The organism is Kribbella sp. NPDC006257, assembly GCF_040613535.1.
Classification (GTDB): Bacteria; Actinomycetota; Actinomycetes; order Propionibacteriales; family Kribbellaceae; genus Kribbella.
The window spans coordinates 104,095-118,165 of the sequence record NZ_JBEXSJ010000014.1; the positions used below are offsets into that span (position 1 = coordinate 104,095).

18 protein-coding genes and 1 pseudogene are annotated in these 14,071 nt (G+C 65.9%); 9 read left to right on the top strand and 10 right to left on the bottom strand.

The annotated features are described in order from the left end of the window. Nucleotides 1-6 precede the first annotated feature (6 nt). A complete protein-coding gene (locus ABZ004_RS18920; protein ID WP_355681172.1) occupies nt 7-1,518 on the top strand; it encodes an esterase-like activity of phytase family protein in 1,512 nt (503 codons plus the stop codon). Nucleotides 1,519-1,615: 97 nt separating this feature from the next. Then, nucleotides 1,616-1,912, top strand: coding sequence for a hypothetical protein (locus ABZ004_RS18925; protein ID WP_355681173.1), 297 nt, complete (start codon nt 1,616-1,618; stop codon nt 1,910-1,912). Nucleotides 1,913-2,277: 365 nt separating this feature from the next. Here ABZ004_RS18925 and ABZ004_RS18930 read toward each other — a convergent pair whose 3' ends face one another. The 3 genes from ABZ004_RS18930 to ABZ004_RS18940 form a co-directional block, all read right to left on the bottom strand. Beyond that, nucleotides 2,278-2,859 carry a hypothetical protein gene (locus tag ABZ004_RS18930; protein WP_355681174.1) on the bottom strand — a complete coding sequence of 194 codons (582 nt, stop codon included), beginning with the start codon at nt 2,857-2,859 and terminating at the stop codon, nt 2,278-2,280. A gap of 2 nt (nt 2,860-2,861) precedes the next feature. Continuing rightward, the gene (locus tag ABZ004_RS18935) at nt 2,862-3,152 is read right to left on the bottom strand and encodes a hypothetical protein (RefSeq protein ID WP_355681175.1); all 291 of its coding nucleotides are present in this window, start codon (nt 3,150-3,152) and stop codon (nt 2,862-2,864) included. Nucleotides 3,153-3,218: 66 nt separating this feature from the next. After that, nucleotides 3,219-3,662, bottom strand: a complete 444-nt coding sequence (locus tag ABZ004_RS18940) for an AAA family ATPase (RefSeq protein ID WP_355681176.1) — start codon at nt 3,660-3,662, stop codon at nt 3,219-3,221. Between the two features lie 92 nt (nt 3,663-3,754). Here ABZ004_RS18940 and ABZ004_RS18945 point away from each other — a divergent pair, with 92 nt between their 5' ends. Both ABZ004_RS18945 and ABZ004_RS18950 read left to right on the top strand, forming a co-directional pair. Next, nucleotides 3,755-4,030 (top strand): DUF6247 family protein, encoded by a 276-nt coding sequence (locus ABZ004_RS18945; RefSeq protein WP_355681177.1) that lies wholly within the window; start codon nt 3,755-3,757, stop codon nt 4,028-4,030. A gap of 97 nt (nt 4,031-4,127) precedes the next feature. Further along, nucleotides 4,128-4,418 (top strand): annotated as a pseudogene (locus ABZ004_RS18950) (NUDIX domain-containing protein); the annotation flags it as partial. A 170-nt stretch (nt 4,419-4,588) separates the two neighbouring features. On the opposite strand, the gene ABZ004_RS18955 reads toward ABZ004_RS18950, so the two are convergent. The 3 genes from ABZ004_RS18955 to ABZ004_RS18965 form a co-directional block, all read right to left on the bottom strand. Further along, nucleotides 4,589-5,440 (bottom strand): carbon-nitrogen hydrolase family protein, encoded by an 852-nt coding sequence (locus ABZ004_RS18955; protein WP_355681178.1) that lies wholly within the window; start codon nt 5,438-5,440, stop codon nt 4,589-4,591. Nucleotides 5,441-5,809: 369 nt separating this feature from the next. Then, a complete protein-coding gene (locus ABZ004_RS18960; RefSeq protein WP_355681179.1) occupies nt 5,810-6,355 on the bottom strand; it encodes a DinB family protein in 546 nt (181 codons plus the stop codon). A gap of 36 nt (nt 6,356-6,391) precedes the next feature. Beyond that, a complete protein-coding gene (locus tag ABZ004_RS18965) occupies nt 6,392-7,291 on the bottom strand; it encodes a phosphotransferase (protein WP_355681180.1) in 900 nt (299 codons plus the stop codon). Between the two features lie 57 nt (nt 7,292-7,348). Here ABZ004_RS18965 and ABZ004_RS18970 point away from each other — a divergent pair, with 57 nt between their 5' ends. Then, nucleotides 7,349-8,221, top strand: coding sequence for a nucleotide excision repair endonuclease (locus ABZ004_RS18970; protein WP_355681181.1), 873 nt, complete (start codon nt 7,349-7,351; stop codon nt 8,219-8,221). On the opposite strand, the gene ABZ004_RS18975 is transcribed toward ABZ004_RS18970, so the two are convergent. Together ABZ004_RS18975 and ABZ004_RS18980 are read right to left on the bottom strand one after the other, a co-directional pair. Beyond that, nucleotides 8,190-8,831, bottom strand: a complete 642-nt coding sequence (locus ABZ004_RS18975; RefSeq protein WP_355681182.1) for a tyrosine-protein phosphatase — start codon at nt 8,829-8,831, stop codon at nt 8,190-8,192. The genes ABZ004_RS18970 and ABZ004_RS18975 overlap by 32 nt on opposite strands. Next, on the bottom strand, nt 8,828-9,631 hold the full coding sequence (locus tag ABZ004_RS18980) for a DinB family protein (protein ID WP_355681183.1): 804 nt from the start codon (nt 9,629-9,631) through the stop codon (nt 8,828-8,830). Before ABZ004_RS18980 ends, ABZ004_RS18975 begins: the two co-directional genes overlap by 4 nt. A gap of 54 nt (nt 9,632-9,685) precedes the next feature. Here ABZ004_RS18980 and ABZ004_RS18985 point away from each other — a divergent pair, with 54 nt between their 5' ends. Next, on the top strand, nt 9,686-10,546 hold the full coding sequence (locus tag ABZ004_RS18985) for a biopolymer transporter Tol (protein ID WP_355681184.1): 861 nt from the start codon (nt 9,686-9,688) through the stop codon (nt 10,544-10,546). Here the strand turns inward: ABZ004_RS18985 and ABZ004_RS18990 are convergent. After that, nucleotides 10,543-11,970, bottom strand: a complete 1,428-nt coding sequence (locus ABZ004_RS18990; RefSeq protein WP_355681185.1) for a DHA2 family efflux MFS transporter permease subunit — start codon at nt 11,968-11,970, stop codon at nt 10,543-10,545. The two genes, ABZ004_RS18985 and ABZ004_RS18990, sit on opposite strands and share 4 nt — an antisense overlap. A gap of 93 nt (nt 11,971-12,063) precedes the next feature. On the opposite strand from ABZ004_RS18990, the gene ABZ004_RS18995 reads away from it, so the two are divergent. The 3 genes from ABZ004_RS18995 (at nt 12,064) to ABZ004_RS19005 (ending at nt 13,626) form a co-directional block, all read left to right on the top strand. Then, nucleotides 12,064-12,783 (top strand): TetR/AcrR family transcriptional regulator C-terminal domain-containing protein, encoded by a 720-nt coding sequence (locus ABZ004_RS18995; protein WP_355681186.1) that lies wholly within the window; start codon nt 12,064-12,066, stop codon nt 12,781-12,783. Between the two features lie 9 nt (nt 12,784-12,792). Next, the gene (locus ABZ004_RS19000; RefSeq protein WP_355681187.1) at nt 12,793-13,347 is read left to right on the top strand and encodes a DUF6058 family natural product biosynthesis protein; all 555 of its coding nucleotides are present in this window, start codon (nt 12,793-12,795) and stop codon (nt 13,345-13,347) included. Nucleotides 13,348-13,443: 96 nt separating this feature from the next. Next, nucleotides 13,444-13,626, top strand: a complete 183-nt coding sequence (locus tag ABZ004_RS19005; RefSeq protein ID WP_355681188.1) for a YegP family protein — start codon at nt 13,444-13,446, stop codon at nt 13,624-13,626. A gap of 60 nt (nt 13,627-13,686) precedes the next feature. On the opposite strand, the gene ABZ004_RS19010 is transcribed toward ABZ004_RS19005, so the two are convergent. Then, the gene (locus tag ABZ004_RS19010) at nt 13,687-14,049 is read right to left on the bottom strand and encodes a YciI family protein (protein ID WP_355681189.1); all 363 of its coding nucleotides are present in this window, start codon (nt 14,047-14,049) and stop codon (nt 13,687-13,689) included. Nucleotides 14,050-14,071: the final 22 nt, after the last annotated feature.

The window sequence follows — 14,071 nt, forward strand, 5'->3', positions numbered from 1 at the left end:
CGGGTGGTGGGTGATTCGTACTCCGGGCGCGGTGCGGTGAGCGGCAACGTGCTGCGGAACGACTCGGGGGCGACTGCGGTCGTGAGGCATACCGAGCCGGTGAACGGGACCGTCTCGGTGAATGCGGATGGCTCGTTCACCTACAACCCGGCGTACGGGTTCAAGGGGGTGGATTCCTTTACCTACACGGCATCGGATGCGGTGCAGCTGTTCAGGACCACGCCGGTGTCGCCGCTCGGGGAGGTGGCTGGGCCAGGTGGGACCACGACGAAAGTGTCCGGGGCGGGGTTTGGGTCGTCGTTCACGCCGGTGCCTGGGAAGGCGGGCTACTTCTACGGTCTCACCGACCGCGGTCCGAACGCCGACGCGCCGGACGGCAACAAGTCGGAGATGTTCCTCGACTTCACGCCGCAGATCGGGAAGTTCAAGCTGGTCAACGGCAAGGCCGAGCTGATCAGCCGGATCCTTTTGAAGGGACCGGGTGGGAAAAAGTACAGCGGTCGGCCGCCGAACGACACGAGCGAGACGATCGACGACGTCAACGCGACCAATGCGAACGGTGGTACGCCGGTGCCGGTCGCGAAGGACCCGAATGGGTACGACTCCGAGGGCCTGGTCGCGCTGAAGGACGGCACGTTCTGGGTCTCGGACGAATATGGGCCGTATGTCACGCATTTCGACGCGAACGGATACGAGCTGGGTCGCCTGACGCCGTACAGGAACAGCCCGGACAACGCGTCGCACAAGATCCTCGGCTACCTACCGGCTGAGCTCGCGTTTCGCGCCAAGAACAAGGGCATGGAGGGTCTGACGCTCACACCGGACGGTACGACGCTCGTCGGTGTGATGCAGTCCGCGCTGCAGCAGCCCGATCTCGGCGGCGTCAAGCCGGGCAACGTCGCACCGACCCGGATCGTCGCGATCAACCTGCGCACGTTCGAGACCAAGCAGTACCTGTACCTGCTGGACAACCCGGCGAGCACGGGCGCCGCGGTCAGCGAGATCACGGCGCTGTCCAACTCCCGGTTCGTTCTCGACGAACGGGACGGCAACTTCGAGCCGTTCGCGCAGAAGAATCTCACTGTGGTCGACATCAATGGCGCCACCGATGTCAGCGGGTTGACCATCGGTGGCAAGTCGCCCGAGGCCTTCGCGGGGAAGGCTGACACCAACGCGGCCCTGACGGCGTTCACCGCGGCCGGCATCAATGTCGCCCAGAAGCAGCCGTCTGTGAATGTCGGCACGCTGGTCAGCCAGCTCGACCCGACCGGCAAGTTCTTCGGGCACGACAAGGTGGAAGGGGTCGCCACCACGGACGGCGGCCGGACGCTGTACCTGTCCAGCGACGACGACTTCGGCATCGACACCATCGTTGTCGATCCCGACGGCAGGTGGACCGTTCACCAGAAGGTGCTGCCGCCGACGGGTCAGGCCGACAGCGGCGAGATCCTGAAGGTCGACACGACCAAGCTGCCGGCCGTCCTGAAGACCGTCACGGTGACGGTCCGCGTGCGCTGAGGGCCGTTGCACGTTGCTGCAATTCGCTGTTCATCGGCCTGCAGCTTCGGCTAGGTTGCCGCAGGCATCATTCACGGCATTCTTTGGTGGGGGATTCATGAACATCGATTTCGGGTACGACGCAACGTTTTCCTGGTACGTCGTATTGCTCTGCGTCAGCGGCGCGGCAATGGTGGCGATGGCTCTCGTGCGACTGGGTGAGCAGTCGGACGGAGCCCGGATGGTCAGCGGATTGGCGGGGGCGGCGTTTCTCGGCTACGGGGTCTATCTGGCCTTCATTTTCCAGGGTGGCACCTACTGGATGTTCTTCCAGGCGTTCATCCTGCCCGCGTTGCTGGTGATCAACTTCGTTCGGACTCTGCTCGCCAAGCGCTCCGATCGCCAGCGGGTCTAGCCGATTCGGGCAAGCCTGGGCCAGAGGGCCGACCAGGGTTCGCGGAGGTGGCAGGTCCAGACGACCCGGCCGCGTTCCCTGGTGGCGGTCGGGGTCTTCACGGTGGCGGACGGACCGATGGTGTCGCAGGCCTGGTAGGTCCAGGTCGGGGCATCGGTGGTGCTCCTGGAGTCGGTGACGATCAGGACGATGTCTGCGGAGTCGGGCGGGCGCGGCCAGTTGGCGAAGGCGTTGTGACCGCTGTACGCCGCGGGTAGGCCGCGCTGCGGGCCGAAGAGCTCGAGTGCGGACGCCTGCGTGTAGCTGTAGGGGGTAGACGACGGCGCGGTCGCGTTCTGCAGGGGTGAGCTGGTGCATGGCCCGGGCTATTGGTAGCCGCGTTTGAGGAGGTACTTGGCGCCGGCGTTGTAGGCGTCGGGGGTGAGGAGGGTGAAGCCGAAGGCGTCAGCCAGGCGGTTGGTGGTGTTGAAGGCGACGCAGACTGCCAGCGCGTCCTTGAGCTGCTGCGGTGAGGCACCGGAGGTGAGGGCTGCTCGCATGTCGTCGGCACTCACCGTCTTTTCGCGGATCAGTTTGCCCAGCATTCGCAGGGTTTCTCGCAGTGGAGCTTCGATGGGAGCGGTGTCGAGGTCGGCGAGGACTGCGGTGACTCTCGCCTCATCTTGGTACGCCTGGGTTGCGGTGGCGGTGTGCGCTCCGATGCAGAAGGCGGACTTGTTGACCTTGGAGACGTACGCGGCCATCAGTTCGCGGTCGCCGATCGACCAGGCGGACGGGCCGCGCATCGCCTCGTGGGTGAACGCCTTGGCGTGCGTGCCGTAGAAGTCGGGGCGGTAGAAGACGATCTTCGCGGCGTCCGGCAGCGGGTGGCCGGAGAAGAGGCGGATGATCGCGAAGAGCAGTTTCGTACTGCGGCTGTAGCCGTGGTTGAGGACATTGAGTCGCACGATCAGGTCTCCGCTTCTTCGAGAGCGGCCAATCCTGTGTAATAAAGCCGAGTCGACTCGCCAACCGCTGCGCAGACCACCAGCTCGAACAACTGGTCTTCCGTGCAGCCCGATACTGCTGCCAGATCTGCCTCAGTCGGCGCGCTGACAACCTTGCCGATGAGGGCATCCGACGGCGCGGGCAGGCTCTCGTTGCCGAAAGCCTGGGCCCGTTGCAACGTCGAGGCGGTGCCGTCGCCCTTCAGAATCCGATCCACCAGGGCTTGGTGCAATGCTCGCTTCTTGTCCTGCACTGTCCGTCCACCTCTCTCTGAGCGATCTTCACCCTGTATGACGATTGGCCCGGCGCGGAATCGACATCAGGAGCTTTTGAGTTGCTCAATGGCGTCGGCGAGGTCCTTCACTGACTGCCGGGCATCCAGCTCCAGCGTTGCGCCTTGACGGAGCAAAGGCTCGACAGTTTCGACGTACTGCGCTATCTCAGCCTGCTGCTCAGCGGTTTTGCCATACGGATTGTTCGTACGCCGGCTCACGCGATCAATGAGGACCTGGAGTGGCGCACTCAGCAGCACCACATGGTCGAACCGGTTGTAAAACCGCCCCTGATTCTCCACCGTGCCCGACACCACCAGATCAGAATGCTCATCCAGCAAGCCCGCCATCCGCCGCTCGTCCCACCTCCCATCCCCCGTCACCCAACCGTCATAGTCCGTATCAACGGTCAAAAACCCCCGCCGCCGAAGCTCCCCCAGCACGCTCGTCTTCCCCACCCCAGACATCCCCGTCACCAACACCCGCACCATGCGAGCGACCGTAGCAAGAACACCCACGGACGGCGACGAACCGGCGTACGGCGTGCAGGTTTGAGTAGGTTGATCGTATGGAGGGTCAGCCGGTGAGAGAGCCGTTCGATGATCCGGGCGAGATTCTTCGTGCGTTGCCGGTGCGGTGGCGGGAGCAGTTCCTGAGCGAGTACCACGCCGCGCTCGACGATGCTCGCGAGGTGTCCCGGTTCCGGCAGTTGCGCGAGGTGCTGCACCTGTGGCGGCTGCGGGCGATCGCGTACTCGGGTCCGGGCTTCGACGCGGCAATGCAGGCGGCGCGCGACGGGCGGGCCGATGAGTTTGTTCCGGCTGATCAAGTGATCCCCGGCTGGCTCGACCGAACCTGACCGGCCTACGGCGGCCTCGGTTAGCGTGGGTGGATGAGTTTTCGGTTGGCGGCTTATGCGGTGTGTGTGGTGGGTGGGCGGGTGTTGCTGGCTCGGTATGTGTCGCCTCGGGGGGGATGGGACGTGGTGGACGTTGCCGGGTGGGAAGGTGGAGCACGGCGAGGATCCGGTGGATGCGGTGATTCGGGAAGTGGCTGAGGAGACCGGGTGTTCGGCGGTGGTCGAGCAGTTGCTGGGGGTTGACTCGCGGGTGATTCCAGCGGCCGAGCGGACCATTCCCGGTGGGCCGGAGCATCAGAACGTGGGGATCTTCTACGCGGTCCGGATCACGGGTGGGGAGCTCCGGCCGGAGGCGAACGGGGAGACTGCGGAGTCGGTGTGGACGCCGATTTCTGAGGTCGCGGGGCTGCACAGGTCGTCGCTGGGTAGACGTGGGGATCGCGCTGGCGGAGAAGCGGCCGGCCACCGGGCATGTCGACGCCGTGCAGGTCGGCGGGTTGATCAGGCATTAAGCAGATCCCGTACGACGGGCGCCCGTCGTACGGGATCTCCTGGTGATCAGGAACTGATGCGCGAGCGCGCCTCTCGTCGCCAGTCGTGCGCGACCGGCGGGAACGCGTGCGACCGGTCGAGGTCGGCGACCGCGATCGCCGGGCTCCCGTCGGACGGGCAGCGGGCGATCCAGTCACCCATGCTGTCGATCACGCCGGACTCGATGTTCGACGACGGGTTGGCGGCGACCGCGAGGCTCACCCAGTAGCAGTTCGCTGCGGCATGTCCGCGCGCTTCCGTGCCCGCGCGGTCGTTCCCCGGCCCGCCCTTCGTCGAGTACGAGATGAGCACGCCGTCGACGCCGGCTGCGTCGTACGCCGTGTACAGCTCCGGGAAATGCACGTCCATCCCGAGCGTGAGACCCAACCGGTAGCCGTCGATCTCGAAGGTCACCGGCTCGGAATCAGGTGTGTACATGTAGGTGAGTTTGGTCGTCGAGAGCGTGCGTTCGTCGTACCGGGCAACGATCTTGCCCTGATCGGAGACGACGTACAGGCTGTTGTGCGGACGCTTCCCGTCGGGCCGTTGGTGCACCGAGGCGATCACGGTCCAGATCCCCAGCTCGCCCGACAGCGCGACGATCTGGTCCAGCTCGTCCTGGAGCACGCTCCAGGACGCCTTGGTCCAGTCGGCCGGACCGAGCTCGTCCGGGCCGAGCTCGGACATCACGTACTTATTGGGGAAACAGAGCGCACCTTCGGGGAAATGCACCAGGCGTGCGCCGGCGGCCGCCGCGTCCTGAAGGAAGCGTCGAGCCTCCGCGCCGCTCGCGCGCAGCCCGTCGGCGTCGGTGGGATCCTCGCGCACCGTCGACTGGGCGACGGCGATCCGCAGGATGGTCTGGGTGGTTTCCGGCATGTCTTCTCCTGATGGAGTCGGACGGAAGTGCCGGAGGGCAGCCGTGTAGGACTCGCCCGTTTTGGCGGCGCGGGCTCGGACCCGTCGCTTGAAGTTCCTGTGCGCTGTCATCTGGCCTTCCACGCACTCGCACGCGATCCCCCAGCGATCCCGCCCGAGGCAGAGGACCAGGACAAGCGGCCCGAGATCGGAGATCCCTTTGCCTTCTCGAAGGCACACAGTGCCTTCTCAGCGAGACCAGGCTGGGGCCGGTCGACGAAGGTGAGGCGCGGGCCGCGCCAGTGCCCCACATCCTTCCCGACCGAAGGCCCCGCCGTCAAACACCGCGCGCCCGGCATGTCGCTGGAATCCCCTTACCCGGTTGGCCTTTCACGGAACTGAACCGCCGCGGAACTGATCAGCCACCGCCTGAACCATCCCGTACTGCGTGTCGCCGGGCGCCGCTTCGATCAGTTCCCGAACGATGTCCGCATGACCCGCGTGCTGCGCGGTCTCGCCGGCCATTCTGATCAGCAACACCCCCAGAGTCGTCTTCCCCTCGGCCCAGTGCGCCACGAACCCCGGACTGTCCAACTCGAGAGCGCCGACCGTCGCATCCGCGTGCGCACACGCCTTCCGGTAGACGCTGGCGATGTAGTCGCTCGACTCGTCAGCCGTCGCCCACATGTCGATCTCGTCGTACGGATCATCCCGGAACCACGTCGGCCGCTCCGCCGGTGGACGCCCGAAGGACGCCCCGAGATACCCGTACTCCAACCCCGCCAGATGCTTCACCAACCCGAGCAGATTCGTCCCCGAAGCAGTCAACGGCCGGCGCCGGTCGTACTCCGACAGCCCCTCCAGCTTCCCGAGCATCACTGCTCGCCCACTCCGCAACAACCCCAGCAACTCACCTTTGACATCAGGAGACCCCATACAAGCGGACCCTAGACGCCCCCACCGACAAGGCCGCTAGCTGTCCAGCCAGGCCTGGGCTCGGACGGCGTGGTAGTCGAGGTATTCCTGCGGGAGGGGGCCAGTCGTGGTCGCCGCATTGAGGTTCAGCCGGTGCAGGCCTCTGGCCACGATCAGACCTCGCAGCAGCTCGTCCGAAGTGAACGGCCAGGGGCGGGAGTCGGTGTAGCCGTCGCGGAATGCGGCGGTCAGCGCTTCGCGGTCGTCGCGGCGGCCGAACGAGGAGAGCGTGATCGAGATGTCCTGCGCCGGGAAGCCGAGGACCATGTCCTGGAAGTCGATCGGCACCGGACCGGCGGCCGATTCGATCACGTTGGCCGCGGTGAGATCGCCGTGGATCAGCTGCGGACTTCCGGACCGCCACAGGTCGTCGATCAGCAACTGCACGCTGTCCCGGGCGAGGCTGAACACCTTCGGAAGGTCGGCCAACCGGTCGGGCAACAGCCAGTAAAGGACCTTGCCCGCACGCAGCACATCGGCATCACGGAATGCGGACCGGTGTGCGTGCAGCCGAGCCATCAGCTCACCCAGGACGCGAGCCCGGGAAGGATCGAGCTGCATCGGTCCCCCGTCGATCCAGGCGAACAACACACATGTCCGCGGCTGGCCGTCCGGGTCGTCCACGAACACGACCGGCTCACCCGATGAGGTGAGGATGACGTCCGGAACGGCCAGGCCATCGGCGACCAGATCCCGGTGCCAGGCGGCCTCCGCGTACGCCGTACCGGCCGTGTGAAGCTGCTGCCTCGGCCCGACACGAAGCGCGAAGACACCCTCAGCAGCTTCGACCCGGTAGATCGTGTTGTACGAATGCGCAGCCCGCGTGACCTCGCGGAGCTCGAGAGGAAAGTGCTGCAAGGCGGCGCGTGCGAGTTCCTGCTCAGTTGCCTCGACCACAACCAGCCAACCTCTCCTTCGATAAGCTCGACAGCCGAGCATAGATGGCAGGTGACCGTGGGCAAACCGAATAGCTGGGGCGAGGAGGGACTCGCCGTACTCCGTGCCGCCTCCGCCGACGCACCGCGCACGCCCGGCGTCTACTTCTTCCTTGCCGACAGCAACGAGATCCTGTACGTCGGGAAGGCGACGAATCTGCGTCAGCGACTCCGCCAGCACGCGGCCGGCGGGATTCCCCAGTCGCAGCTGCATCAGCGCTACGACCTCGTCCGCCGGGTCGTCTGGGAGTCCGCCGACGACGAGGAAGCCGCGGTCTGGCGAGAGGCCGAGCTGATCTTCGCTCTCCGTCCACCGTTCAACGCCAACACCGGTCTGCGCGCGACCGACCCGATCGGCAAGGACGCGCCGGCTCCCTACATCGTCGTACAGGAGACGAAAGGCCTGCTCAGCTTCGCCCTCGAGCCAACTGTCCCGGCAACTGGACGGGCCTACGGATGCTTCCCGCACCTGGGCAAGGGCGTCGCGTCCCGACTCGGCATCGCTTGCAGCGACGGCTACACCGCCCTGCTCCGCCTGCTCTGGGCTGCTTCAGGCGAAGGCAGCCACATGCCGGCCGCCATCACGAAGTCCGCGCCGCCCTCATTCACAGTGGCTGGCCTCGAAAGCGACACCCTGCACCGCTTCCTCTCAGGAACGAGCCCGAAGCTGGCGGACCAACTCTTGCTAGCGGCAACCGATCGGCCGCCGTTCATGCAACCAGCGCTGCGGCGCGACAGAGACGCCGTACTACGTTTCTTCGCCGCCGGCCCGCGCCTCGTCCGCGCACACCGCTTGCATCATCACCTCACAACGCGCCTGCTGGACGTGGAAACCTATCGACGGCTCCTCCGCGACGAGATCACCCCACTAATCGCGCTGCCAACAACGTGAAGTGCTCGGCCGTGGCCCCACCACCCGCAAGATAGCCGGCTACTCCCCCATAAACCTTCTCAAGATGCTCCAACATCAACGTGATCGTTTCCCCTTGTGAAGCAGCAAATTGGGGCACAAGACTCTCGGCGTCCAACGCCGGACTCGACGCGTAGTCGGCAGCAATAACATCCGCCGGTACTCCGACCAGGTGCAACGCGAGCGCCACGATGAGGCCGGTGCGGTCCTTCCCCGCGTGACAGGCAACCACAACGCAGCCGGGCGGCGCCTCCGCAATCGCCACGATCGCCGCGGCGAACCGTTCCCGCGATCCGTCCAGAAGCACTCGATACTGCTCAACCAGCTCCTCCGTCGACAGGTCAGGCGCATCCGGATCCACCAGTGGAACATTCCGCCAGATCGGATCGTCGGCGAACGGCGACGGGTACCTCTCGCACTCCCATTCACTCCGCAGATCAACGATCCGCCGTACGCCGGCCGCGCGCACCGCAGCAATCCCGGCAGCGTCGAGCTGGTCCAGATTGTCGCTCCGCACGAGCGCACCAGCTCGCAGCTGCCCGAGCCCACCCAGATCGCGTACGTTCTTGCAGTTCGGCCAATCCAGCTTCACAGACCGCCACCCTCCAGCAGGGTGAGATCGCGTGCGGCGTACAGACGATGCTCCCACTCCTCGTTGATCACGATGTAGAGGCAGTCCTTGAAGGGGAAGCTCTCCCGCAACGGCCAGCCGGGCTCGGTCATGCTCACCTCGGACGTGAGCTGCTCCTCGGTCAGCGACGCGAGCACCTCCCGGATCATCGCCTGCCGCTCAGCACGAACCTCCAGTACGACGTCCAGCGACGGTTGCGCCTCCCGATCCCAGGGAATGCCGTCCCAGCCGGGCGCCTCGTCCCACGGCAGGTCCAGCGGATGCCACGGCGAAGCATTGCCGCGAATCATCCGGCCGACCCAGGCAGCGCTCGCGAAGTTGAGATGCCGCAGCGTCTGGATGAACGACCACTCGCCATCGACACTGCGATGCAACGCCTCCTCGGGGAAGGTCCGCGCCCGCGCGATCGTCTGTTCCCACAGACCTTCCAGGATCGACCATGCCTCACGGAAGCCGGTCGCAGAGTCCGGCCGCATCTTGGCCCGTTCCGGGATCCGCCGATTCAGCTCGGCCTCGATCAGCGGCCCGATGTCGACCCCGTTGACGAGGACGTTCTGCACCTCACCGGAGATCTCGACGTCGACCAGCTCCACGCCCCGCAGGCGGGCCCGGTGAAATTCGGCGCCCCGGATCGTCACGTCGTTGAGGTCGACCGACCGCAGCTCGGCGCCGTCGAGGGTGACGTGGTCGAACGTGGCGCCCTGAAGGTTGGCCCGCTCGAAGCGTGATCCACTGAGGTCCTGCTCGCGAAAGTCGGCCATGAACCGACGCTAGACCACGTTCCCGACAAAACGCGTCCGGATAAGTTAGGACCTATGCGCACTCTTCGTCCTGGTCAGCTGGCCGAGCTGTACGTCGTACAGATCTCCACCGGCGAAAGCCGCTGCGTCCATCGATCGTCGACCTTGTTGTTCGAAGCACCGAACTGGACGGTCGACGGCGAGTCGCTGATCGTCAACGGGGACGGCAATCTCTACCGGCTCCCGGTCGCAGGCGGCGAGTTCGAGCAGATCGACCTCGGCGGCGTACCGGAGATCAACAACGACCATGTCCTCAGCCCCGACGGCGAGACCGTCTACGTCTCAGCCGAGGACGGCCACCTGTACGCCGTACCGCTGACCGGGCCACCGCACACGCGCCGGGTGAGCAACGACCGCGGACCCGGGTTCCATCACTACCTCCACGGCATCTCGCCGGATGGCAAGACCCTGGCCTACATCGGCCTGGAGAACGGCCGCACGAACATCTACACGATCCCCGCGGCCGGCGGCATCGACGAACAGATCACCGACGACGAGTACGCGGACGACGGGTCGGAGTACAGCCCGGACGGCCAGTGGATCTACTTCAACTCTGAGCGGGCCTCGACAACACCTGGTCATGCCCAGCTGTTCAGGACCAGCCAGGGCAACACTGAGCAGCTCACGTTCGACGAGCGCGTCAACTGGTTCCCCCACCCGTCGCCGAACGGCGAGACGATCGCCTACGTCAGCTTCCCGCCCGGCACCCTCGGTCACCCGGAGAATGTCGACGACGTACGCGTCCGGCTGCTGCCGGCCAGCGGTAGTTCACCGCGCGACCTGGCCACCCTCTACGGCGGCCAGGGCACGATGAACGTTCCCAGCTGGTCTCCCGACAGCACCCGACTCGCGTACGTCGCCTATCCGCTGACCTAAGCGGCAACAGCTGCCTCAGTGAGCTGCTCTGCCGTCGGCTGCAGCTGAGGCGAAGCCATGGTCAGTACTACGTTCGCCACGGCGAAGGCAGCCGCTACCAGCAAGCCACGCTGGAAACCTTCGACCAGCGCCTGCTGCTGCGGAACACCGTGCGTCAGAGCATCCGTAGTACGGCTGATGGAAAGAGTAGTGACGATCGCGAGCCCCAGTGCGCCACCGACCTGGTACATCGCGTTGACGACACCAGATGCAGCGCCAGCTTCGTGGTTCTCGACCTCGGAGACTGCAGAGATCTGACCCGGTACGCCGACGCCGAGAATGCCGAAGCCGAAGATCACCAGACCCGGAAGCAGCTGAGTCGTGTAGCTGCCGACCGCATCTGCCTGGGACAGCATCAGCAACCCGACAACGCTGAGCACTGCTCCGCCGAACTGCACGGTCCGTGTACCGATCTTCTGGACCAGCTGGGAAGCAAGGACGGCTCCGATGATCGCCGCGCCGCCCATCGGCAGGAAGTGAACGCCTGCCTCGAGTGCGGAATCTCCGCGAACCTGCTGCAGGTAGATCGCAGTCAGGAAGAACATCGAGAGGAACCCGGCGCCGTTCAGCGCCAGCGAAGCACCCGACACGCTGAGTGCACGGGACCGGAACAGTCGCAGCGGTACGAGCGGTGCCTTCGACCGGGCCTCTACCAGCACGAAGGCGATCAACAGGGCGACACCGCCGATGAGGAACGTCAGCACCTCGCCTGAACCCCACCCCTTCGGCTCGGACCGGACCACGCCGTACACGACAGCCAGCAGACCCGCAGTACCGAGCACTGCTCCTGCCGTGTCGAACGTGCGGTCCCGGCCCTCGTTGTGCCGGGTGTCGCGGATGAAGACCGGGATCAGGGCCACCAGGACGAGCACGATCGGCACGTTGACGAAGAAGACCCACTGCCAGCTGAGTGAGTCGACCAGTACGCCGCCCGCGACCACCCCGAGCGTGCCGCCGAGGCCGGCCAGGCCGCCCCAGACGCCCATCGCGATGTTCCGCTCACGGCCGTGCGCAAACGTCACGGTCAGGATCGCCAGTGCCGCGGGTGACAGCAGAGCACCACCGAGGCCCTGGACCGCGCGAGCGCCGATCAGGAACTCCGGTGAGTTCGACAGCCCCGCGACCAGCGAGGTGGCGCCGAACAGCAACAGGCCGGCGACGAACACCCGGCGAGGGCCGAGCAGGTCGGACATCCGGCCGCCGAGCAGCAGGAAGCCGCCGAACAGGAGCGTGTAAGCGTTGATCACCCACTGCAGGTTGTCGGCGGAGAAGTTCAGATCGGCCTGAATGTGCGGCAACGCGACGTTCACGATCGTCACGTCCAGCACCACGATGAATTGCGCTAGGGCCAGCACCGCGAGGGTCGCCCAGGGACTACGTCGCATCTCCAACCTCACAGGGGAGTCGTTGTCTACGTTGTATGTATACGGTGTATGCGTACTTCGTACACCGTAGGTCTACGCTGTACACTTGTCAACGTGGCGACGATCAGCAAGGAGACCGCGAAGCGGCTCGACCCGGAGAAACTGGCGACCAGCGCACTGGCGCTGGCCGATGTCGAGGGGCTCGAGGCCGTCACGATCAGACGGCTGGCCCAGCAGCACGAGGTCACCCCGATGGCGCTCTACCGGCACTTCAGCGACAAGGAGGAGCTGCTGGCCGCGATCGGCGACCGGATGCTGGCCGACATCGACCTGCCGGCACCCAACGACGACCGCTGGGACCGCCAGCTGCAGGCGATCTTCACCAATTTCGTCGCCGCGCTCCGCCCGCATCCGAAGGTCGCGCAGCTGGCGATGTTCCGCATCCTGAGGTGCGAGGCGAGCCTGGAGATGTCCGAGCGGGCGATGGAACTGCTCACCGAGGCGGGGTTCGGCGTGGACGACGCGGCCGAGGTCGGCCGGCAGTCGATCTGCGCGCTGATCACCCTGGTCACGATGGAGCCGGGCGCGAACGAGGTGACCGATCCGATCGCCCGCGAGGACGCCCTCCGGCAGAAGCGCGCGGCACTCGGCGCGCTCTCCCCGCGGCGCTACCCGCTGATCACCTCCGCCGCGGACACCCTGGTCTGCCCGTCCTCGACCGACCGGTACTACGAACTCGGCATCGAACTCGTCGTCGCCGGCATCCGCGGCGTCCTCCCCGACCGCCACCGGAAGGACGACACTTCGGCCGGTACCGAAGGGATCCGGGGTTAGCTTCAGGGCATGACCCAGGAAGCAGTTGCGGCGAGGTTCCGCGAGATCAACGGTGACCACCCGATGAGCGCCGAGGACGACGCCTATGTCAGCCGGCAGTTCCGGGTACTGACGGAGCTCTGTGCCGAACACGGTCGCGACGTGGACGACGTACGGGGCCTGATGCTGGCCGGCAAGCTCCCGATGCCCGGGTATCTGCGCTCGGACGGTGCCGAGATGGTGCCGGCGGATCTCTTCGCGCTGGCCGACCGGGTCGGCCTGGACGAGTTGCACGACTGGTTCGTCGCCCAGTGGCAGGACGTTGCTGATGGCAAGGACGAGTGGGAGGCCTACCTGAGCGGGCAGTACGTCTGCCTGCATTCGGTCACGCCGGCCACGATCCAGCGCAAGGACCAGCTGATCAAGGCGATCGACGCTGGGCCGGACCCGGCCGAACTCAAGCTCCTGGTCGATGAACTCGACGAGCTCGAACCCGGCTTCACCGGCTACGACCGGCTCCGCTTCAACGGCCCGGTCTCCCGCGACACCCACATCAGCGCCCTCAGAGCACGCCTCGCGGAGTGAATTGCGGTACGGCGTACGTAGTGTCGGGGCGGGTGTTGGACGGGCTGCGGGTCTAGGCTCCGGAGCGTTAGTGGCTCATCACACGGAGGTTTTCCAATGGCGGGAAAGTTCGAGCTGTACGAGGACAAGTCCGGCGGGTTCCGGTTCCGGCTGAAGGCCGGGAACGGCGAGATCATCGCGAGCAGCGAGAGCTACAAGACCAAGGCTGCCGCGGAGAACGGGATCGAGTCGGTCAAGAAGAACGCCGGCGACGCGACCGTCGACGACCAGACCTCCTGACGACACACCCCGAACGGCAGGACCTCCTGGTGGAGATCCTGCCGTTTCGCGTTGCGTCGGTCAGAGTCCGACCTCGTGGATGATCTCGCGGACCTCCACGCCGAGGCCCTCGATGGCGGCGTCCGGGATCTGCGCGGCCAGCTCGTAGGCGCGCTCCCGGCTCGCGACGTCGATCAGGTAGTACCCGGCGAGGAACTCCTTCGCCTCAAGGAACGGGCCGTCGGTGACAGCCGGTACGCCGTCGCGGACCTTGACGACGGCCGTCTTGGCCGGCTCGGCCAGCGCCGCCGTGCTGTGGAACTCGCCGGACTCCTTGGTCGCCGCCATGAACTTCTCGTGACCACTGAAGATCGCCTGCTGCTCCTGCTCGGTCAGCGCGGCCAGCACGTCAGGGTTGATGTTCAGGACCAGTAGGTATTTCACGATGTCTCCTTCAGGCTCGGCT

Bases quoted from the DNA above. Each gene is read 5' to 3' on its own strand.
- ABZ004_RS18925 (WP_355681173.1), top strand. From the start codon at position 1,616: ATGAACATCGATTTCGGGTACGACGCAACGTTTTCCTGGTACGTCGTA.
- ABZ004_RS18940 (WP_355681176.1), bottom strand. From the start codon at position 3,662: ATGGTGCGGGTGTTGGTGACGGGGATGTCTGGGGTGGGGAAGACGAGC.
- ABZ004_RS18955 (WP_355681178.1), bottom strand. From the start codon at position 5,440: ATGCCGGAAACCACCCAGACCATCCTGCGGATCGCCGTCGCCCAGTCG.
- ABZ004_RS18960 (WP_355681179.1), bottom strand. From the start codon at position 6,355: ATGGGGTCTCCTGATGTCAAAGGTGAGTTGCTGGGGTTGTTGCGGAGT.
- ABZ004_RS18980 (WP_355681183.1), bottom strand. From the start codon at position 9,631: ATGGCCGACTTTCGCGAGCAGGACCTCAGTGGATCACGCTTCGAGCGG.
- ABZ004_RS18985 (WP_355681184.1), top strand. From the start codon at position 9,686: ATGCGCACTCTTCGTCCTGGTCAGCTGGCCGAGCTGTACGTCGTACAG.
- ABZ004_RS18990 (WP_355681185.1), bottom strand. From the start codon at position 11,970: ATGCGACGTAGTCCCTGGGCGACCCTCGCGGTGCTGGCCCTAGCGCAA.
- ABZ004_RS19000 (WP_355681187.1), top strand. From the start codon at position 12,793: ATGACCCAGGAAGCAGTTGCGGCGAGGTTCCGCGAGATCAACGGTGAC.
- ABZ004_RS19005 (WP_355681188.1), top strand. From the start codon at position 13,444: ATGGCGGGAAAGTTCGAGCTGTACGAGGACAAGTCCGGCGGGTTCCGG.